The 14,299-nt window shown below is 54.2% G+C and carries 13 protein-coding genes; 2 read left to right on the top strand and 11 right to left on the bottom strand.

The genetic code is table 11. The features are described 5' to 3' along the window. Positions 1 to 78: 78 nt before the first annotated feature. From N512_RS0114320 to N512_RS0114305, 4 genes are all read right to left on the bottom strand, one after another. Positions 79 to 1,362, bottom strand: coding sequence for a peptidoglycan DD-metalloendopeptidase family protein (locus N512_RS0114320; protein ID WP_025887161.1), 1,284 nt, complete (start codon positions 1,360 to 1,362; stop codon positions 79 to 81). 170 nt (positions 1,363 to 1,532) lie between these two features. Continuing rightward, positions 1,533 to 4,727: an AAA family ATPase gene (locus tag N512_RS0114315; protein WP_028780775.1), complete on the bottom strand. Its 3,195-nt coding sequence runs from the start codon at positions 4,725 to 4,727 to the stop codon at positions 1,533 to 1,535. After that, positions 4,724 to 5,866 carry an exonuclease SbcCD subunit D gene (locus tag N512_RS0114310; RefSeq protein WP_028780774.1) on the bottom strand — a complete coding sequence of 381 codons (1,143 nt, stop codon included), beginning with the start codon at positions 5,864 to 5,866 and terminating at the stop codon, positions 4,724 to 4,726. Before N512_RS0114310 ends, N512_RS0114315 begins: the two co-directional genes overlap by 4 nt. 124 nt (positions 5,867 to 5,990) lie before the next feature. Further along, on the bottom strand, positions 5,991 to 6,764 hold the full coding sequence (locus tag N512_RS0114305; RefSeq protein WP_028780773.1) for a TSUP family transporter: 774 nt from the start codon (positions 6,762 to 6,764) through the stop codon (positions 5,991 to 5,993). Between the two features lie 122 nt (positions 6,765 to 6,886). On the opposite strand from N512_RS0114305, the gene gcvA reads away from it, so the two are divergent. Continuing rightward, positions 6,887 to 7,792: a transcriptional regulator GcvA gene (gene gcvA, locus N512_RS0114300; protein WP_028780772.1), complete on the top strand. Its 906-nt coding sequence runs from the start codon at positions 6,887 to 6,889 to the stop codon at positions 7,790 to 7,792. Here the strand turns inward: gcvA and N512_RS0114295 are convergent. The 6 genes from N512_RS0114295 to N512_RS0114270 all read right to left on the bottom strand — a co-directional run bounded on the left by N512_RS0114295 (position 7,762) and on the right by N512_RS0114270 (position 13,379). Beyond that, on the bottom strand, positions 7,762 to 9,723 hold the full coding sequence (locus N512_RS0114295) for an NERD domain-containing protein kinase family protein (protein ID WP_028780771.1): 1,962 nt from the start codon (positions 9,721 to 9,723) through the stop codon (positions 7,762 to 7,764). The genes gcvA and N512_RS0114295 overlap by 31 nt on opposite strands. 85 nt (positions 9,724 to 9,808) lie before the next feature. Next, on the bottom strand, positions 9,809 to 10,195 hold the full coding sequence (locus N512_RS0114290; protein ID WP_025011246.1) for a ribonuclease E inhibitor RraB: 387 nt from the start codon (positions 10,193 to 10,195) through the stop codon (positions 9,809 to 9,811). 16 nt (positions 10,196 to 10,211) lie between these two features. Next, positions 10,212 to 10,433 carry an RNA-binding S4 domain-containing protein gene (locus N512_RS0114285; protein WP_037475159.1) on the bottom strand — a complete coding sequence of 74 codons (222 nt, stop codon included), beginning with the start codon at positions 10,431 to 10,433 and terminating at the stop codon, positions 10,212 to 10,214. A gap of 87 nt (positions 10,434 to 10,520) precedes the next feature. Next, positions 10,521 to 11,054, bottom strand: coding sequence for a GNAT family N-acetyltransferase (locus tag N512_RS0114280; protein ID WP_028780769.1), 534 nt, complete (start codon positions 11,052 to 11,054; stop codon positions 10,521 to 10,523). Positions 11,055 to 11,069: 15 nt separating this feature from the next. Further along, entirely contained in the window at positions 11,070 to 11,348 is a 279-nt protein-coding gene (locus N512_RS0114275) for a peptidylprolyl isomerase (RefSeq protein ID WP_025011243.1), read from the bottom strand. A gap of 195 nt (positions 11,349 to 11,543) precedes the next feature. Beyond that, entirely contained in the window at positions 11,544 to 13,379 is a 1,836-nt protein-coding gene (locus N512_RS0114270; protein ID WP_028780768.1) for a DUF885 domain-containing protein, read from the bottom strand. Between the two features lie 79 nt (positions 13,380 to 13,458). Between N512_RS0114270 and N512_RS0114265 the strand changes: the two genes are divergently transcribed. After that, positions 13,459 to 13,968 (top strand): diguanylate cyclase domain-containing protein, encoded by a 510-nt coding sequence (locus N512_RS0114265; RefSeq protein ID WP_025011241.1) that lies wholly within the window; start codon positions 13,459 to 13,461, stop codon positions 13,966 to 13,968. Between the two features lie 21 nt (positions 13,969 to 13,989). Here N512_RS0114265 and N512_RS23125 read toward each other — a convergent pair. Next, the coding region (locus tag N512_RS23125) for a transposase (RefSeq protein ID WP_037475157.1) at positions 13,990 to 14,299 on the bottom strand (310 nt) is incomplete at its 5' end.

Below are 14,299 nucleotides of genomic sequence, written 5' to 3'. Positions count from 1 at the left end.
GGGCCTGGATGGGTAAAATTTGCTTATAAAAAAGCCAGCACCGTTGAGCGCTGGCTACTGCAAAACCAATAAGCGGATTTAACCGAGATCCATCATCATCTTGCGGGTACTGACCAATTGGCTGAACTCACGCATCTGCTCTTTGGAGAGTTGGCTGGCCATGGGGATATCCGCCTTCATTGGGTTGACCGGCCGACCATTAACATGAAATTCATAATGCAGATGCGGCCCGGTCGAGCGCCCGGTATTACCGGAAAGCGCAATAACCTGGCCACGGCTGACTCTCTGCCCCTTGTGCACCAAAGGTTTGGACAAGTGCAGATACCGGGTACGGTATTTGTTGCCGTGCTCTATCACTATATATTTACCGGCGAATCTGTGATTGGTTACCAGTGTCACCACACCGTCGCCCGGCGCCACTACCCTGGTGCCTATAGGCACGGCAAAGTCGGTACCGTTATGGGGTGAAACCCGCCCTGTGACCGGGTGACGGCGATTGGGGTTGAATGATGAGCTGATACGGTAACGTTTCTCCAGCGGGATCCGCTGAAATGCCCGCGCCAGGCTCTGACCTTTCTCATCATAGAAGTTGCCATCCGTGCTCTGAAAGGCGGTGATTTCATTGCGGCCGTTTTGGATCCGTAATCCCAGCACCTGACTGACACCGGTCGACTCCCCTTCTATGTACTGATCATTCATCAGTACTGAAAAGTGGTCACCGGCACGCAGATCCCGGGCAAAATTGAGCTTTTCCTTCAGCAGGCTCTCAATTTTTTGAATTTCGGCGGCGCTCAGGCCGACCCGCTGCGCCGAACGATAGAAAGACCCCTGGATTTCACCGCTGACAATCCGGTTTTGCCAGAAACCTTCGATGTTGATCTCTTCCACCCCATAACCGCCATCGTCGAAGCGCTTGAACAGCACCTGATGTGCGGCGTTGAAGTAGAGTTCCAGCTGGGTAAGATTGCCCTGCTCATCGAGCCAGAAACGGATCCTGTTACCCGGTTGCAGGGTATCGAGTGCCAAGATATCCAAATCGGCTTCCAACACCTTGTACATGGTTTGCTGGCCGACACCTGCCTTTTGGAACAATACGCTGAGGGTGTCACCACTTTGGATAACACGCTCAAAATCCGGGCCGGCGACTTCAACAACCGAAGGCTCAGTGCCGACTTGAGGCAGCAGAGCTTCAATATCAAGATGCAAGGGAATACGTTGTGGGGTGACTTCGTGAGCTCCGGGCCAAAGCAGTGCCGCACCCACCAACAAACCTGAGCTGAGCAGCAGCTTCTTGTGAAAAGCGGGTAAGGCCTGCAAACGCATAGGGATCATACTCAACCAGGATATTCTATCTGTCTGCAACTGTTGCCTCACCGAGTTCAAACTGAAAAACCAATAGCTGGATCCCCTGTTTTCAAGGGGCCAGCTGCAAACTTATATCAAAAAAAGTCCCTGAGACAAGTATTATTCGCCAAAACCCCATGATTACTGGGTGAATTTCGGAATTGACCGACAAAATTGCCCCATTTGCATCAAACTGTAACCAGGCGAATACTGCTGCCCAGTGCATGCTTGTTGATATCAATACGGCAGCTTATCTGCTCTTTCATCTCGGATACATGGGAGATAACCCCTATCATGCGGCCACTGGATTGCAGATCCATCAGGGTGCGAACCGCCAGCTCCAATGAGTCCTGATCCAGGCTGCCAAAGCCTTCATCGATAAACAGGGTATCAAGCTTGATACCACCGGCATAAGCCTGCACCACATCAGAGAGCCCCAGCGCCAGCGACAAGGCCGCCATAAAGCTCTCACCACCACTGAGTGTGGCCACCGGACGCACCTTGGAGCTGTAAGCATCCTCCACCTCAAGCTCCAGACCGGAGGCCTTATTGCCCTTGGCCCTGTCCTCTTTACGCAGCAAGCGGTAGCGGCCTTTGCTCATCAGCGCCAAACGGCGACTGGCCTCGAGCAGCACATCATCGAGCAAGACACTGAGCACAAAGCGCTGCAGACTCACCTTGCTATGACTGTTGCCATTGGCCACATCACTCAGAGTGCCGATAAGGGCGTATTCCTGCTCCAGCGCCTGAGCGGCTAGCGCTTCTTTATTGAGCTGGGCTTCTGTACCTTTAAGGCTCTGCATTCGGTTGTTGAGCGTCTGCCAGGCATCCTCCGCCTCGGAGAGTTGCTGCTGCTGTTGCTGCCAGAGGTTTTCAAGCTGCCCAAGCTCAGGCAGGCTTTGTCCGGCGAGCCGCTCATCCATGGCTTTGAGCAGCGCCTGCTGCTCCGAGCGCTGAGTGCGCCAGGCCTCTATCTTCTCAGCCAATGCCTGCATCTGTGCTTCATCCAGCTGCGCCTGTTCCAACGCCTGACGGCCGGCAAATCCAGATTGTTTCAGGGCATCATCAAGCGTTTGTTGTGCTTTGATGGCAAACTGCTCGGCCCGGGCGTTGTCTTCACGGCTCGATGCCAATGCCTGCATCAGTGCCTTATGCTGGCTGACGGCCTCGGTATACTGTTGATTGATATCTTGTTGCTGCTGTTTGAGCTGTTGCCACTCACTCTGCTTTTGCTCAAGTTGCCGCGCCATCAGTTCAAGCGCCGCCTCCGCTGCCAAAGAATGATATTCATTGGGCAGAGCAGCAAGCGCCGCGTCTTTACGGGCTCCCGCAAGACTCAACTGCGCTCTTAGCTGCTGCAACTGCTGTAATTGAGTCTCGCTGTGTTTGAGTCGCTGCTCCACTTGCTGCTTGGCCTGCTGCAATTGTTGCCTGCAGTTATTGAGGCGGGTTTGAGCCGCTTCGGCTTGTTGCAATTCATTGAGCAGCTGCCTGCGCCGGGACTCAAGCCTGTCTATTTCCGTAGTGAGATCGGCTTTGACATAGGAGTCGGCATCCATAGCAGCGTCAGCCTTAACCTCTGTCGTAACATCAGTCTTAACATCAGTCTTAACATCAGCCGTAACATCAACCATAACATCCGCTGCAGCACAGGCCTGTAGCTCAGCGCTCAAGCGCTGCAGTTCGAGCTGCAACTCCTCGGTTTGCCGCTTGATATGACGATAATCGCTGCGGGCCGCCTCATGCCTTGCCGAGGCTTGCTGCTCGGCGTCTCTCGCCCGGTTGAGCTCGGCTTCACCCGGAATATCCTGCGCCATCTCGGCCGGTGCCGGATGATCCAAACCGCCGCATACGGGGCAAGGCTGCCCCGGCTGCAACTTAGCCGCCAGAATAGCCGCCTGCCCTGTATGCCAGGCCAGTTGCAACCTTTGATGTTCCATTTCGGCGCTCTGTCTTTCGGCCTTGCATTGATGACCATGGGCCTCGGCCTGCTGCAGGCTGACTCGGGCTTGCTGCCATTTTTGCTTAATGTGCCCGAGCTGCTCCGTCTTCTCCAGGCGAACATTCAGCGCCGCCAGAGCCTGATACAGCAGCCCTTGGCGCTCGGCGCTTGAGAATAGTTCGTTCTCCTCTGAATTGAGTCTTTGCTGTTTCTGCTGCCATTGTTCCAGTTCAGTGCGACTCTGCTGCTCTGCCCGCACAAGGCGCCCAAGCTCCACTAGGCCAAGCTCATGCTCCTCGGTCAGTTGCTTAAGCTCGTTAATAGCCGGCTGCAGCTTGTCGAGTTGTTCAAGCTCCCGTCGCAGCTTATTAGCGTGCTCATCCAACTCGGCGAGTGTAGCCTTATCATCTGTGGCCTGTTTCAGACGCTGCTCAGCGCTCTGCAACTGCTTGGCATAGTCAGCCTCCTTGGCTTTAGCCTGCTGCCACTCCTGCTGGCGAAACTGCAACTCTTTAAGGCTTGGCAGCAACTTTTCAGCCTTGCGGGCATTCTCCAACGTCTGCTGATGCAGCTCGATTTCAGCGCGCCGCTGCTCAAGCGCATCAAGCTGGGTTTGCAGCAGCTTGCGGCGCTCAAACTCGGCGGTTAACGCCTTGGCGTTATCGAGCGTCTTGGCACTCTGGGTCAAGGCATCGCTGGCTTTTTGTTTGTTACTTGTCGCTTCGGTCAAAGAGGGGGTCAGAGCGGCAATTTCTGCACTCAACTGCTCGAGACTCTCGACACCGGCAGTTTCCAAAATCCCGGCGCGGCGTGATTGCAAGTCTCTGGCCTTTGCCTTGATTTCCAGCGCCTGCTGTTTGAGGCGCTCTTCAATGCGGCGGTAGATATGGGTTTGAAACAGCTGGCTGAAGATCTTTTCCCGCTCTTTGGAGTCCGCCAGCAAAAGCTCGCGGAACTTACCCTGGGGCAGCACCATCACCTGGCGAAACTGATCCACATCCAGGCCAGTCAACTCTTCGATACAGGCGTTGGCATCCGTGACCTTACTGGCCACCAGCAACTCTTCGGTGCCATCGGGCAACAGCCGCTTGAGTTCCGCCTCGCTCTTTTGCAGGGTAAAACCCTCGCCGCGGCTTTTAGCTCTTTGCTGCTCGGGGCAGCGGCGAATGCTGTAGCGTTTTTGCCCCAATTCAAAACTGAAATACACTTCGGTGAGCAGGCCGTCATCGGCATTATCGCAGCGCATCTGGCTGCCTTCCCGCTCGTTACCTGTGGTTTTGCCGTACAGGGCAAAACAGATAGCATCCAGAATCGTGGTCTTGCCCGCCCCTGTGGGGCCATTGATCAGAAACAGCGGCTTGTCGCCCAGCTCGGTAAAGTCGATGCGCTGACAATCGGCGAAGGGGCCGAAGGCGCGCATTTCCAAAATCAGCGGTCTCATTGTTCCTGCTCCCTGTGCAACTCTTCAATCAAACGGCTCATGGTCTGCTGCTGCGCCTCTGTCATGGCCTCACCCTGTACCTGACTGAAAAAATCGCTGAACATGTCGAGCTCGCCTTTTTTGATTCTGTCGCGGCCAATCTCCTGCCCCTGTTGCCGGGACATCAGGCCCGTGCGCTCCAGATGCAGCACATTGGGATAGACGCCGCGCAGCTTGCCCATGGGATCCAGCAGCGCCTGGGTATCGAGCAAGCGCACCATCAGGTAGTCCTCTCGCCCGGGATCTTTTTCGCGCTGTTGCAGCAGTTCATCGAGCAGGCCTTCAATCACCCTCACATCCCGCCTGGGTTTTAGCGGTAGCAGAGTGATTTTTGGGGTATGTCCTGCGTTCAGCTCCACCAGAGTCACGGATTTTTTCTGTTTGTGTTCACTGAAGGAATATTTCAACGGCGAGCCCGAATAGCGCACGTGCTCGGCGCCCTTGTATTGTGGGCCATGCAGATGCCCGAGCGCCGCGTAGTCAAAGCCGCAAAAGAGTGCAGGGTCGATTTTATCGGCGCCGCCGATACTCAAGGGCCGCTCGGATTCAGACTCACTGCCGCCATCGAGGAAACAGTGGGCCACCACTACCTTGGGCAGGCCTTGGCTATCGTGCGCCTGAACCTGCTCCAGCAAGCAGGCCATCGCCTGCTGGTGGCTGCTGGCATCCACCTCCAGCACATGCCTTACCTGCGCCGGCTCGGCATAGGGAATGGGATAGAAACAGGCATCGCCGTCACGGCCTTTGAGGATAAGCGGCTTAACTTGCGCTTGCAGCGGGCCGCTAATATAAAGGCCACTGGCGGCCATTTGTCGCGCCGCAAATCCGAGCCGCTCCTGACCGTCGTGATTGCCGGCTATCATGAGCACAGGAATTTGATGCTCATTGAGCAGGATATTGAGGAACTTATCCAGCAGGGCAACCGCGCTGGCAGGCGGGATCGAGCGGTCGTATATGTCACCGGCAACCACCAGGGCATCAACCTGATGCTCAGCGGCAAGCGCCACTATCTGTTCAAGCATATGAGCTTGCTCATCCAGCAGCGACTCGTTGTGCAGTTGCCGACCGATATGCCAGTCCGAGGTATGGATAAATTTCATTGGGCGCTAAGATTACAGGCGGATACGTGAGCCTTATGGTATGCAAAATCAATGCAATAGTATATGCGCCGGCCGAGGTTCTACGGCCGAGTGCTTACCACTCAGCCGACTGCCTTATTTGGGTTTAAAAACTCCACTGATATTGATCGGCCAGCAGCTTGAGGCTCATGACCAGCGACATGACCACCACCAGCGGCTTGATGATCTTGCTGCCCTTGGTGATCACCAGACGTGAGCCCAGAGTCGCCCCGGCTGCCTGCCCTGCCAGCATCACCAATCCCAGCAGCCACACCACCTTGCCGCCGAGGGCAAAAAAGATGAGCGAAGCAATATTGGTGGAAAAATTCAGTACCTTGGCATGAGCCGTCGCCTTGGCCAGGCCGAAGCCCGCCAAAGACACAAACGCCAGGGCAAAGAAGCTGCCGGTGCCCGGGCCGAAAAAGCCATCATACAGACCCACCCCGAGTGCGGCGGTAAAGGCAAATACCCCTGGGGTCAGAACCCTGGCGCGGTCATCTTCAGTGATTTTCTTTGAAAACAAGAAGTAACAACCAATAGCCAGGATAAGAAACGGCAGCACCAACTCCAGCACACTGGCATCTATCAGTTGAACCAGAACCGTACCGACTGAGGCGCCGACAAAGGCGCAGCCAATTGCCAGTTTCATCTCCCCCAGCTTCACCATCCCCTTACGCACAAAGTAGAGACTGGCGAAGAAACTGCCGCCACAGGCCTGTAGCTTGTTGGTGCCGAGCGCCGCCGCCGGAGGCAGACCGGCCCACATAAGCGCCGGAATAGTCAACAGACCACCGCCACCGGCGATAGAGTCAATAAAGCCCGCTAACAGGGCGACAAAAAACAGAACCGTAGCCAATTGCAGAGTGAGTTCAAATGCCATTTTTTATGTTGTCGAATACAGAGTTGAAGGATTGCTATTAGACGCAGTTTGCCCCCAAAAGGCAAAGGAGTTATTCTCGCCCATGTGTGAGATTTTCTCACATAAAAAACAGCGGAGAAAACATGCTTCAGGAATTACCTCCTCTCAATGCCCTGCGTTCATTCGAGGCAGCGGCAAGGCTGCAAAGCATCACTCTGGCGGCGCAGGAGTTGTATGTGACCCACGGTGCCATCAGCAAACAGGTGCGCCTACTCGAGAACTTCCTGGGATTCAGCCTGTTTGTGCGTCAACACAGGCAACTGGCGCTCACAGATGAGGGGAGACAATACCTGCCGCAGGTGCAGGCAGCACTGCAGACCCTGGCCAATGCCACCGCCGAGCTGAAACGTCAAAGTCTCAAGGCGCAGACCCTGGCCATCAATGTGTTACCCAGCCTGACCATCAACTGGTTGATCCCGAGAATGGAGGAGTTCAAGTCACGCTTTCCACAGCTGTATGTGGATCTCACTATAGGTGACTTCGCTGTCGACTTTGCCAATGGTCGCTACGACATTGCCATTCGCTCCGCCACCAGTGAGCCTCAGGGGATGAATGTGATCAAACTGATGGATGAAGAGCTGTGTCTGGTATGCTCGCCGCTGCTGGCCCCTGAATTGAAACGGCCCGAGGACATCAACCAGGTGACGCTGCTGAAGCACACCACCCGTCCTGAGCTTTGGCCTTACTGGGCCAGGCAACTGGGGATAACATTGACCACAGAGCAGAAGTTTGGCGTCGAGCATTTCTATATGCTGAGTCAGGCCGCCGCCAGCGGCATGGGGGCGGCGCTGATCCCGCGTTTCTTTATCGAAGATCAGCTCAAGGCCGGCACTCTGGTGATCCCCTTTGAAGCGCCCTTTGTCAGCCCCTACAGCTATTATCTGTTAACCCCCAAGTCCAGCAGCCTGCCACGTAAATCGGCGCTGTTTATCGATTGGCTGCTGTCTGAGTTTGCGCCCTACCGCTTGAAGCCAAACAGTGGCAAGTAGTCGGCATTATCCGCCAGACTGACCTCAAAGCACAGCACCTTGTGGCACATGGCAAACAAAGACTCTCCCAACCAACGGGGATCGAAGGCATCAAGAGCCCTGAGCATACCCGCAGGGCCTGCATCGCCCTTGAGCTCTATAGGGGTCAACACATCAATAAAACTGGCCACCAAACCATAGAGATCCCGTTCGGCATCCCCTTCAAGGGCCCAGAGATCCGGGTCAGCATATTGAGCAGCATAGTGTCTGGCCGCTATGTCCTGACCCAGGCCAAAGTTTAAAAGCACGGCGCTGTCGCCATTGCAAACAATATTCTTCGGGCAGATGGCACGATGGAAGATATCCAATCTGTGGAGATACTGCAGCGCCGTCAGCAACTGCCGAAACCAGCCTATCACCTGTTGCGGCGATTGGATCTCGGCGCAATCCAAAGCAACTCCCCGCTCCCAGGCCCTGGCAATGAAGACCCTGTCGCTGCCGCCAAGTTCGCCAAAGGCCAATACCCGCTCCACATTGGGGTGATAAATGCGGCTCAGGCTGCGGTATTGATGATTTAGACCGGGCCAGTCCTGCTGCAAAAAGCGATAGACAGACAGCCCGACATCGAACTGTCCCTGAAGGTGAGTGGCGCGCCAGAGTTCACTATGAGCTGCCTGATAGATAACTTCTTCGAGGCGGAAGTGATGGTCGATAACGCTGCCCTCGGCTATCTCTGTATCACTATCCAGGCTGTCACAGACTCCGGTTTCGATAAGCGCGCTGAGGTCGGCTCTAAGCTCATCAAGATCCGCGCCCCGGCCTGCCGCAACTCGCTGGAACCAGAGATAGATACGTGGCTGATGAGTGGCCAGCGCCAGGGGTAAGAATCGCTCGGCATAGCGCCTGAGATCCTCATCGATACTGATGTCATCACGGATATCGATAAACTCGACTTCGCCATCATCACCGATAAACAGGCAGTGCTCATCCCAGCCGCCGACACAGATATTACGCCGATGAATTTGCGACAGACTGGTGGCACCGCGGCGCAGTATCTCCAGCAGTTGATAGATGCTGAGCCGCTCGATTTCCAGCAGATGAATAGGCACACCTCTTGGCATGCGAATAGGCAACACCAACTGCTCGCCATCCTGAATAAGGGGCGCAGAGTAAGGCACGCCGCTGCAGCCGGACAGTTTCTGTAACCGCTGAAACTCCCCCCGCAGCCGCTCTTCATGCTGTCTTGCTTCAGAAAGCTGCTCGAAATGAGTAGGGATCAGAATTTTCAGCAGCCAGGGCGCGGTCCAGCCGCCGGGATTGTACTCGGCTTGCCAGACTTCGAGGCCACTTTGCAGGAACAGGCATTTGAGCTTGATAAAATCCTGTATTTTATTGTTGCGCTGTTCCACCAGAGCCACCTGCCCCAGAGTGTCCAACACCGCCTCTTTCTGACGCTGATTGATCTGGTGCTTATGGGGAGCTGTCAGGCCCCACTCTTTGGTGAGCGCAGCGATGATCTGCCTTGGGGTATAGATGCTCAGGGCACCGTCCTGCTTCTCCAGCTCTATGGCTTCGCCCTTGTGACCTGTTACAAATACCATGCCTTGGCACCAGGGAGCATAAACACCGACCGGGATCTTATTCTTCAGCTTACCGGCCAGCACTCTGGCAACATAATTGGCCTTGGACAGGCTGTTGTCCACCTCGCGACCATCCAGCGACCAAGCGTGCAGACCGGCATTGAGTCGGCCGATATAGCCTTTGACATCGATGACATACACGCCCCACTCGCCGACCACCAGAGCATCCACCTCCATCGCTTGCCCGGACTGAGTCGGGATCTCAATATTGGTCAGCAGCAGATAATCTTTGGGTAACTCATCACCCAGCAGTTCAAAGGCCCAGCGCTCGGCGTCGTTGACCGGGGTTCCAAAACTGATGTGTTTGGCCATATCACTCTCCCTGAGATTGGCAATCCGTGAGTGCAGAATAAAAAGCCACCCAAATTTGGGTGGCTCAGGAAAAATTCACTTATCTTCAGTGGTGGCAGTGCTCATCACACTCATGGTCATCATCGGCAAACTCGTCATCGCCGTCCTGATGCTGCATCACGCCCCAACCATCTGTCATACCATCAAACTCGGCGGCAAAGCTGTTCAGCTCGGTTTCGCGCGCCACCAAAGCCTGATACTCGGGCACCATATTGATGCAGACAATCAGCTCCCACTTTTCAATCTCTTCGTTGAACTGCAGCTCAACTTCGCCGGCCTGCTCGGATTGACTCAGGTCTTCCAATGCCGATTCAGCGTCGCGCTGATCATCAAACACCAGGAAAAAGTCCACATCCAAAGGCTTGCTCAAGTCGATACCCGACTCCTGCATTGCCTGCAGCATCTTGCCGTTGTCATCATCTGGAAATTGCATTCTGTTCCCCTTGCGCCTATTGCGCCGCCACTATTTTAACCGTTTCGCCGTTGAAGCTGACCAGATCGCCCGGCAGCAGTTTCTTGCGCTTGCGGGTTTCAACCTCGTTATTGACCAGCACCAGCCCTTCGGCAATCACATGCTTGGCCTCGGCGCCGGCACTGGTCATGCCTTCTGCCTTCAGCACTTTATAAAGCTCAATATACTCATCGCCGCTATTGAGGGTGAATTCGCTCATTTTCTGTGTCACTGTGACCTTGCCTTGCTGGAATTAACTCGATTTGGGGCGGATTATAGCAGCAAGCATCCGCTTGGGGGAGAGAAGTCAACGACGCTCATCGCTGAGCAGGCCATAGGCCCTGTCATCCACCCAAAGATCGCCGATACGGAAGTTGTGCCGCAATATTCCCTCAAGCTCGAAGCCACATTTCTCCATGACCTTGGCCGAAGCCAGATTGTCATTGGCGCAGTGACCGATGAACTTGTGAATATTGAAGCTCAAACAACCCCAATCTATTACCCCGCGTAGCGACTCTGTGGCGTAGCCCTTCCCCTGCATATCCGGATGCAACAGATAACCTACCTCGGCCTGCGCCAGCTCAGGATCGACACAGTAAAAGCCGGTCAAGCCGACAAAGCAGTCGCTGCCCAGTTCTTCAATTACCAGCGTCAGCCAATCCCCGGACTCGTAACGCCAAGGCTGGCTTCGCTGCTCAAACTTGGCTTCAATCTGCTCCTGCGGCTCCGGTTCACGTACAAAGCGGCCCACCTCAGGATCGCAATGCAGCGCCAGAAACGCCGGCCAATCTTGCGCCGTCAGAGTCCTGAGCCTGAGTCTATCGGTATAGATTTCTATCACTTGTTTAACCCGGGCTCAATCGCGACTGGTAACTTCAAGCAGGTGAAAACCAAAAGCGGTTTTCACCGGCCCCTGTACTTCATTAAGCGGCGCGCTGAACACCACTTCATCAAACTCACGCACCATCATACCCGGGCCGAAAGAGCCCAGCTCACCGCCTTGGGCTCCTGAAGGGCAGGCGGAATGTTTACGGGCCAACTCGGCAAAATCGGCACCATCGATAATCTGTTGTTTCAAGCTGGCACATTCCTCTTCGGTCTTTACCAGTAGATGTCTTGCTGTTGCCTGCACCATAATTTGCTCCTCAGTAATCTTGGCCAAGTGGCCTTTTTCGGTGGTTCACCGAACAAACCCAGCCAGTATAATATCATTCTGTGTCAGAAGTTAACTGACACAACAATAATGGCAAGCCTTGAATTGAAAATGAAAAACGCCGTCTGATGGCGGCGTTTTTAGTTTGCTTATCAAAGACTCGACTTAAGTCTGGTCTCAGGCTGATGCTTTCTGCTTCAGCTGTTTTTCTATCCAGAGATCTATCTTGGCTTCCATCACCGCCATGGGTAAGGAACCCGTGGTGAGAATTTGATCGTGGAAGGCCTTGAGATCGAAGTCGTTCCCCAGGGCTTTCTCGGCCCGGGATCTAAGCTCCAGGATCTTCAGCTGACCGACTTTATAAGACAGTGCCTGACCAGGAATTGCCATATAGCGCTCCACCTCGGCGATAATGTCGCTTTCTGCCAGCGGAGAGTTGTCTTTCATATACTGAATCGCCTGTTCGCGGCTCCAGCCCTTGGCATGCAGGCCGGTATCCACCACCAGACGCATCGCCCGCAGCATTTCATCCGAGAGCTTGCCGAAATACTGGTACGGGTCTTCAAACAAACCCATCTCTATTCCAAGATATTCGGCATAGAGGGCCCAGCCCTCTTCAAAGGCGGTGTAACCGCTGAAACGCTGGAACTCAGGCACGCCCTGCAGCTCTTGCTTGATGGCTATTTGGAAGTGGTGACCCGGCGCCGCTTCATGCAATGACAAAGTGGTCATGCCCCACTTGGGCTGAGCTTTCAGGTTATAGGTGTTGATGTAAAACACCCCTGGACGACTGCCATCGACGGCCGGTGCTTCATAGGAGGCTCCGGCGGCTGATTTTTCACGGAAGCTTTCAACCGGCTTCACTACATAATCGGCCTTGGGCATCACATTGAAGTAACCGGGCAGTACGGCATTGATCTTGTCCTTGAGCACCATATAGCCGTCAATTAAGCCCTGCTTGTCACTGAAGAAGTACTCTGGCTCGGATGACAGTGAAGCAAAGAAGGCCTTGAGATCACCTTCAAAACCCACTTGTTGGCGCACCTTGTCCATCTCATCGAGGATCCGCGCCACTTCCTTGAGGCCGATTTGATGAATATCGTCCACCGCCATAGTGGTTGTGGTATGGGCATTGGCCAGATGTTGATACCAGACTTTACCGTTAGGCAGCGCCCACCAACCGTCAGTGGCCCGTGAGGCCGGCAGATAGGTTTGCTCAAAATATTGCTTGAGTGAGGCGATAGCCGGCAGCAACTCTTGGCTGATCATCTGTTGATATTCCTGCTCAATCAAGGCGCGCTCGGCGGCATTGAAGCTCTCGGGCATCTTGGTCACAGGGGCGTAGAAAATGCTATCTTGAGGCGTGTCCACCAACTGCGCCTGCAACTGAGGGATAAGCCGCTCGACCAATACCCGTGGCAGCACAACCTTGCTGGCAATGCCCTCATCCATACGCTGTTTCGCCAGCTCAGTCCATTTGACAAAACCTTTCACCCTTTGCTGCCAGTTGGCGTAATCCTGCGGGGTATTGAAAGGCTGGGCACTCTCACCGCTGCCAAGCTGCACCATGGTAATCACTGTGCTGTAGAACTGGCTTATCGGCATAAAACGGCTGGGGAAGGTTTCATCCACCAACGCCATGTCTCTGTCATAGACAAACATGTCGTAACTGAGTTGCAACTGTTCGGGCAAGGCTTGTCTATCTATGGTCTTGGCCTGGGCGGCGTAGCGGCTATTGAGTTCATGGCGCTGTTTGAGGTAAGCCTCGGAGAGGTCGCCACCGAAGGTATCGTTATAATCATTGACCCCAACAAAGGTGGCATAGATGGGCTCAAGCTTGAGGTAGTCCTTGAAGAACTGATCCACCATGGCGAGATAAGCCTGCTCTGCCGTTTGTGCCATTGCCGCAGCGGGCTGTTGCTCCGCCTGTGGCTGAGTCACTAAAGTGCTCTCCTCTTTGGAGCAAGCGCTCAACGCCAAAATAATAGAGCACAGCAAAAACCCTTTTTTCATTGTCGTTATTCTCCTGTCACAACTCAGTAGATGGATTGGTTAACTATACTTGTAGCAGTCACTAGCTCGGAGCCAACCCATGATTTATTCCTTCAGTAACTCGGGTTTCAGGGATCCGGAAACCGGGGTCTATAACCGGACCTATTTTATGGAAGTCTTTCACCGTGAATGGTATCGCCATCTGCGAGATCACCAGAGTCTGGCGCTATTGTATCTTTGCCCTCACATACATGAAACAGTTAACCAACCTCACCTGCTGGAATTCTTTGCCAAACAGGTGCAGGAAGCCTTGCTGCGCAATACAGATCTACTAGGGCGCATGAACCACCATCTGTTCGCCCTTGGTCTGTTCAACGTCGATAAAATGGGGACAGAGAAAGTGATTGAGCGAATTAATGAAAAGCTCAAGGCCTTCAGCGAAGAGTACAGCAAATTTCATCATCTTCGGCTGGATTATCGCCTGGCGGCCTGTATTTGCTTACCCAACAAAGAATTGAAACCCGAAACCCTGTTTATTGACGTCGAAACCTTGAGCCATCAGTTGGAAGAGCAGGACAGCGCCCTTTCAAGGGTCAAGGAAGTTCATTGACACTCAGACAATAAAAAAGGTTCATCGCGGATCTCCGGGGAACGCCTCTCTGACTTTCAGAAAGAAGTATTCGGTATCCCGGTAGCCATAGCCCATTCGCTTCAGCAGTTTGATTTTGTTGTTCATCCCCTCTAGTCGGCAGGTGTGCAACGGATGAACCGCTGAAGCAACTATGCCATGAAGATAGTTTTTAAGACGCTGGCCAAATTGGAGTAGTGGCCTGATACCGCTCTCTCTGACTTGTTGCCACCAGAGGTTCCATTGAGCCGTGGCTTCGGCTTCATCTGTGCAGTACCACATCTCCTTGAGTTGCTCCCTGAGCAGGTAAACC

Source organism: Shewanella sp. 38A_GOM-205m (genome assembly GCF_000518445.1).
Lineage (GTDB): Bacteria > Pseudomonadota > Gammaproteobacteria > Enterobacterales > Shewanellaceae > Shewanella > Shewanella algae.
Note: the sequence above shows the minus strand (reverse complement) of the source record. Positions and strands in the feature narration are given on the sequence as shown.

Bases quoted from the DNA above. Each gene is read 5' to 3' on its own strand.
- N512_RS0114315 (WP_028780775.1), bottom strand. From the start codon at position 4,727: ATGAGACCGCTGATTTTGGAAATGCGCGCCTTCGGCCCCTTCGCCGAT.
- N512_RS0114310 (WP_028780774.1), bottom strand. From the start codon at position 5,866: ATGAAATTTATCCATACCTCGGACTGGCATATCGGTCGGCAACTGCAC.
- N512_RS0114305 (WP_028780773.1), bottom strand. From the start codon at position 6,764: ATGGCATTTGAACTCACTCTGCAATTGGCTACGGTTCTGTTTTTTGTC.
- gcvA (WP_028780772.1), top strand. From the start codon at position 6,887: ATGCTTCAGGAATTACCTCCTCTCAATGCCCTGCGTTCATTCGAGGCA.
- N512_RS0114295 (WP_028780771.1), bottom strand. From the start codon at position 9,723: ATGGCCAAACACATCAGTTTTGGAACCCCGGTCAACGACGCCGAGCGC.
- N512_RS0114290 (WP_025011246.1), bottom strand. From the start codon at position 10,195: ATGCAATTTCCAGATGATGACAACGGCAAGATGCTGCAGGCAATGCAG.
- N512_RS0114285 (WP_037475159.1), bottom strand. From the start codon at position 10,433: ATGAGCGAATTCACCCTCAATAGCGGCGATGAGTATATTGAGCTTTAT.
- N512_RS0114275 (WP_025011243.1), bottom strand. From the start codon at position 11,348: ATGGTGCAGGCAACAGCAAGACATCTACTGGTAAAGACCGAAGAGGAA.
- N512_RS0114270 (WP_028780768.1), bottom strand. From the start codon at position 13,379: ATGAAAAAAGGGTTTTTGCTGTGCTCTATTATTTTGGCGTTGAGCGCT.
- N512_RS0114265 (WP_025011241.1), top strand. From the start codon at position 13,459: ATGATTTATTCCTTCAGTAACTCGGGTTTCAGGGATCCGGAAACCGGG.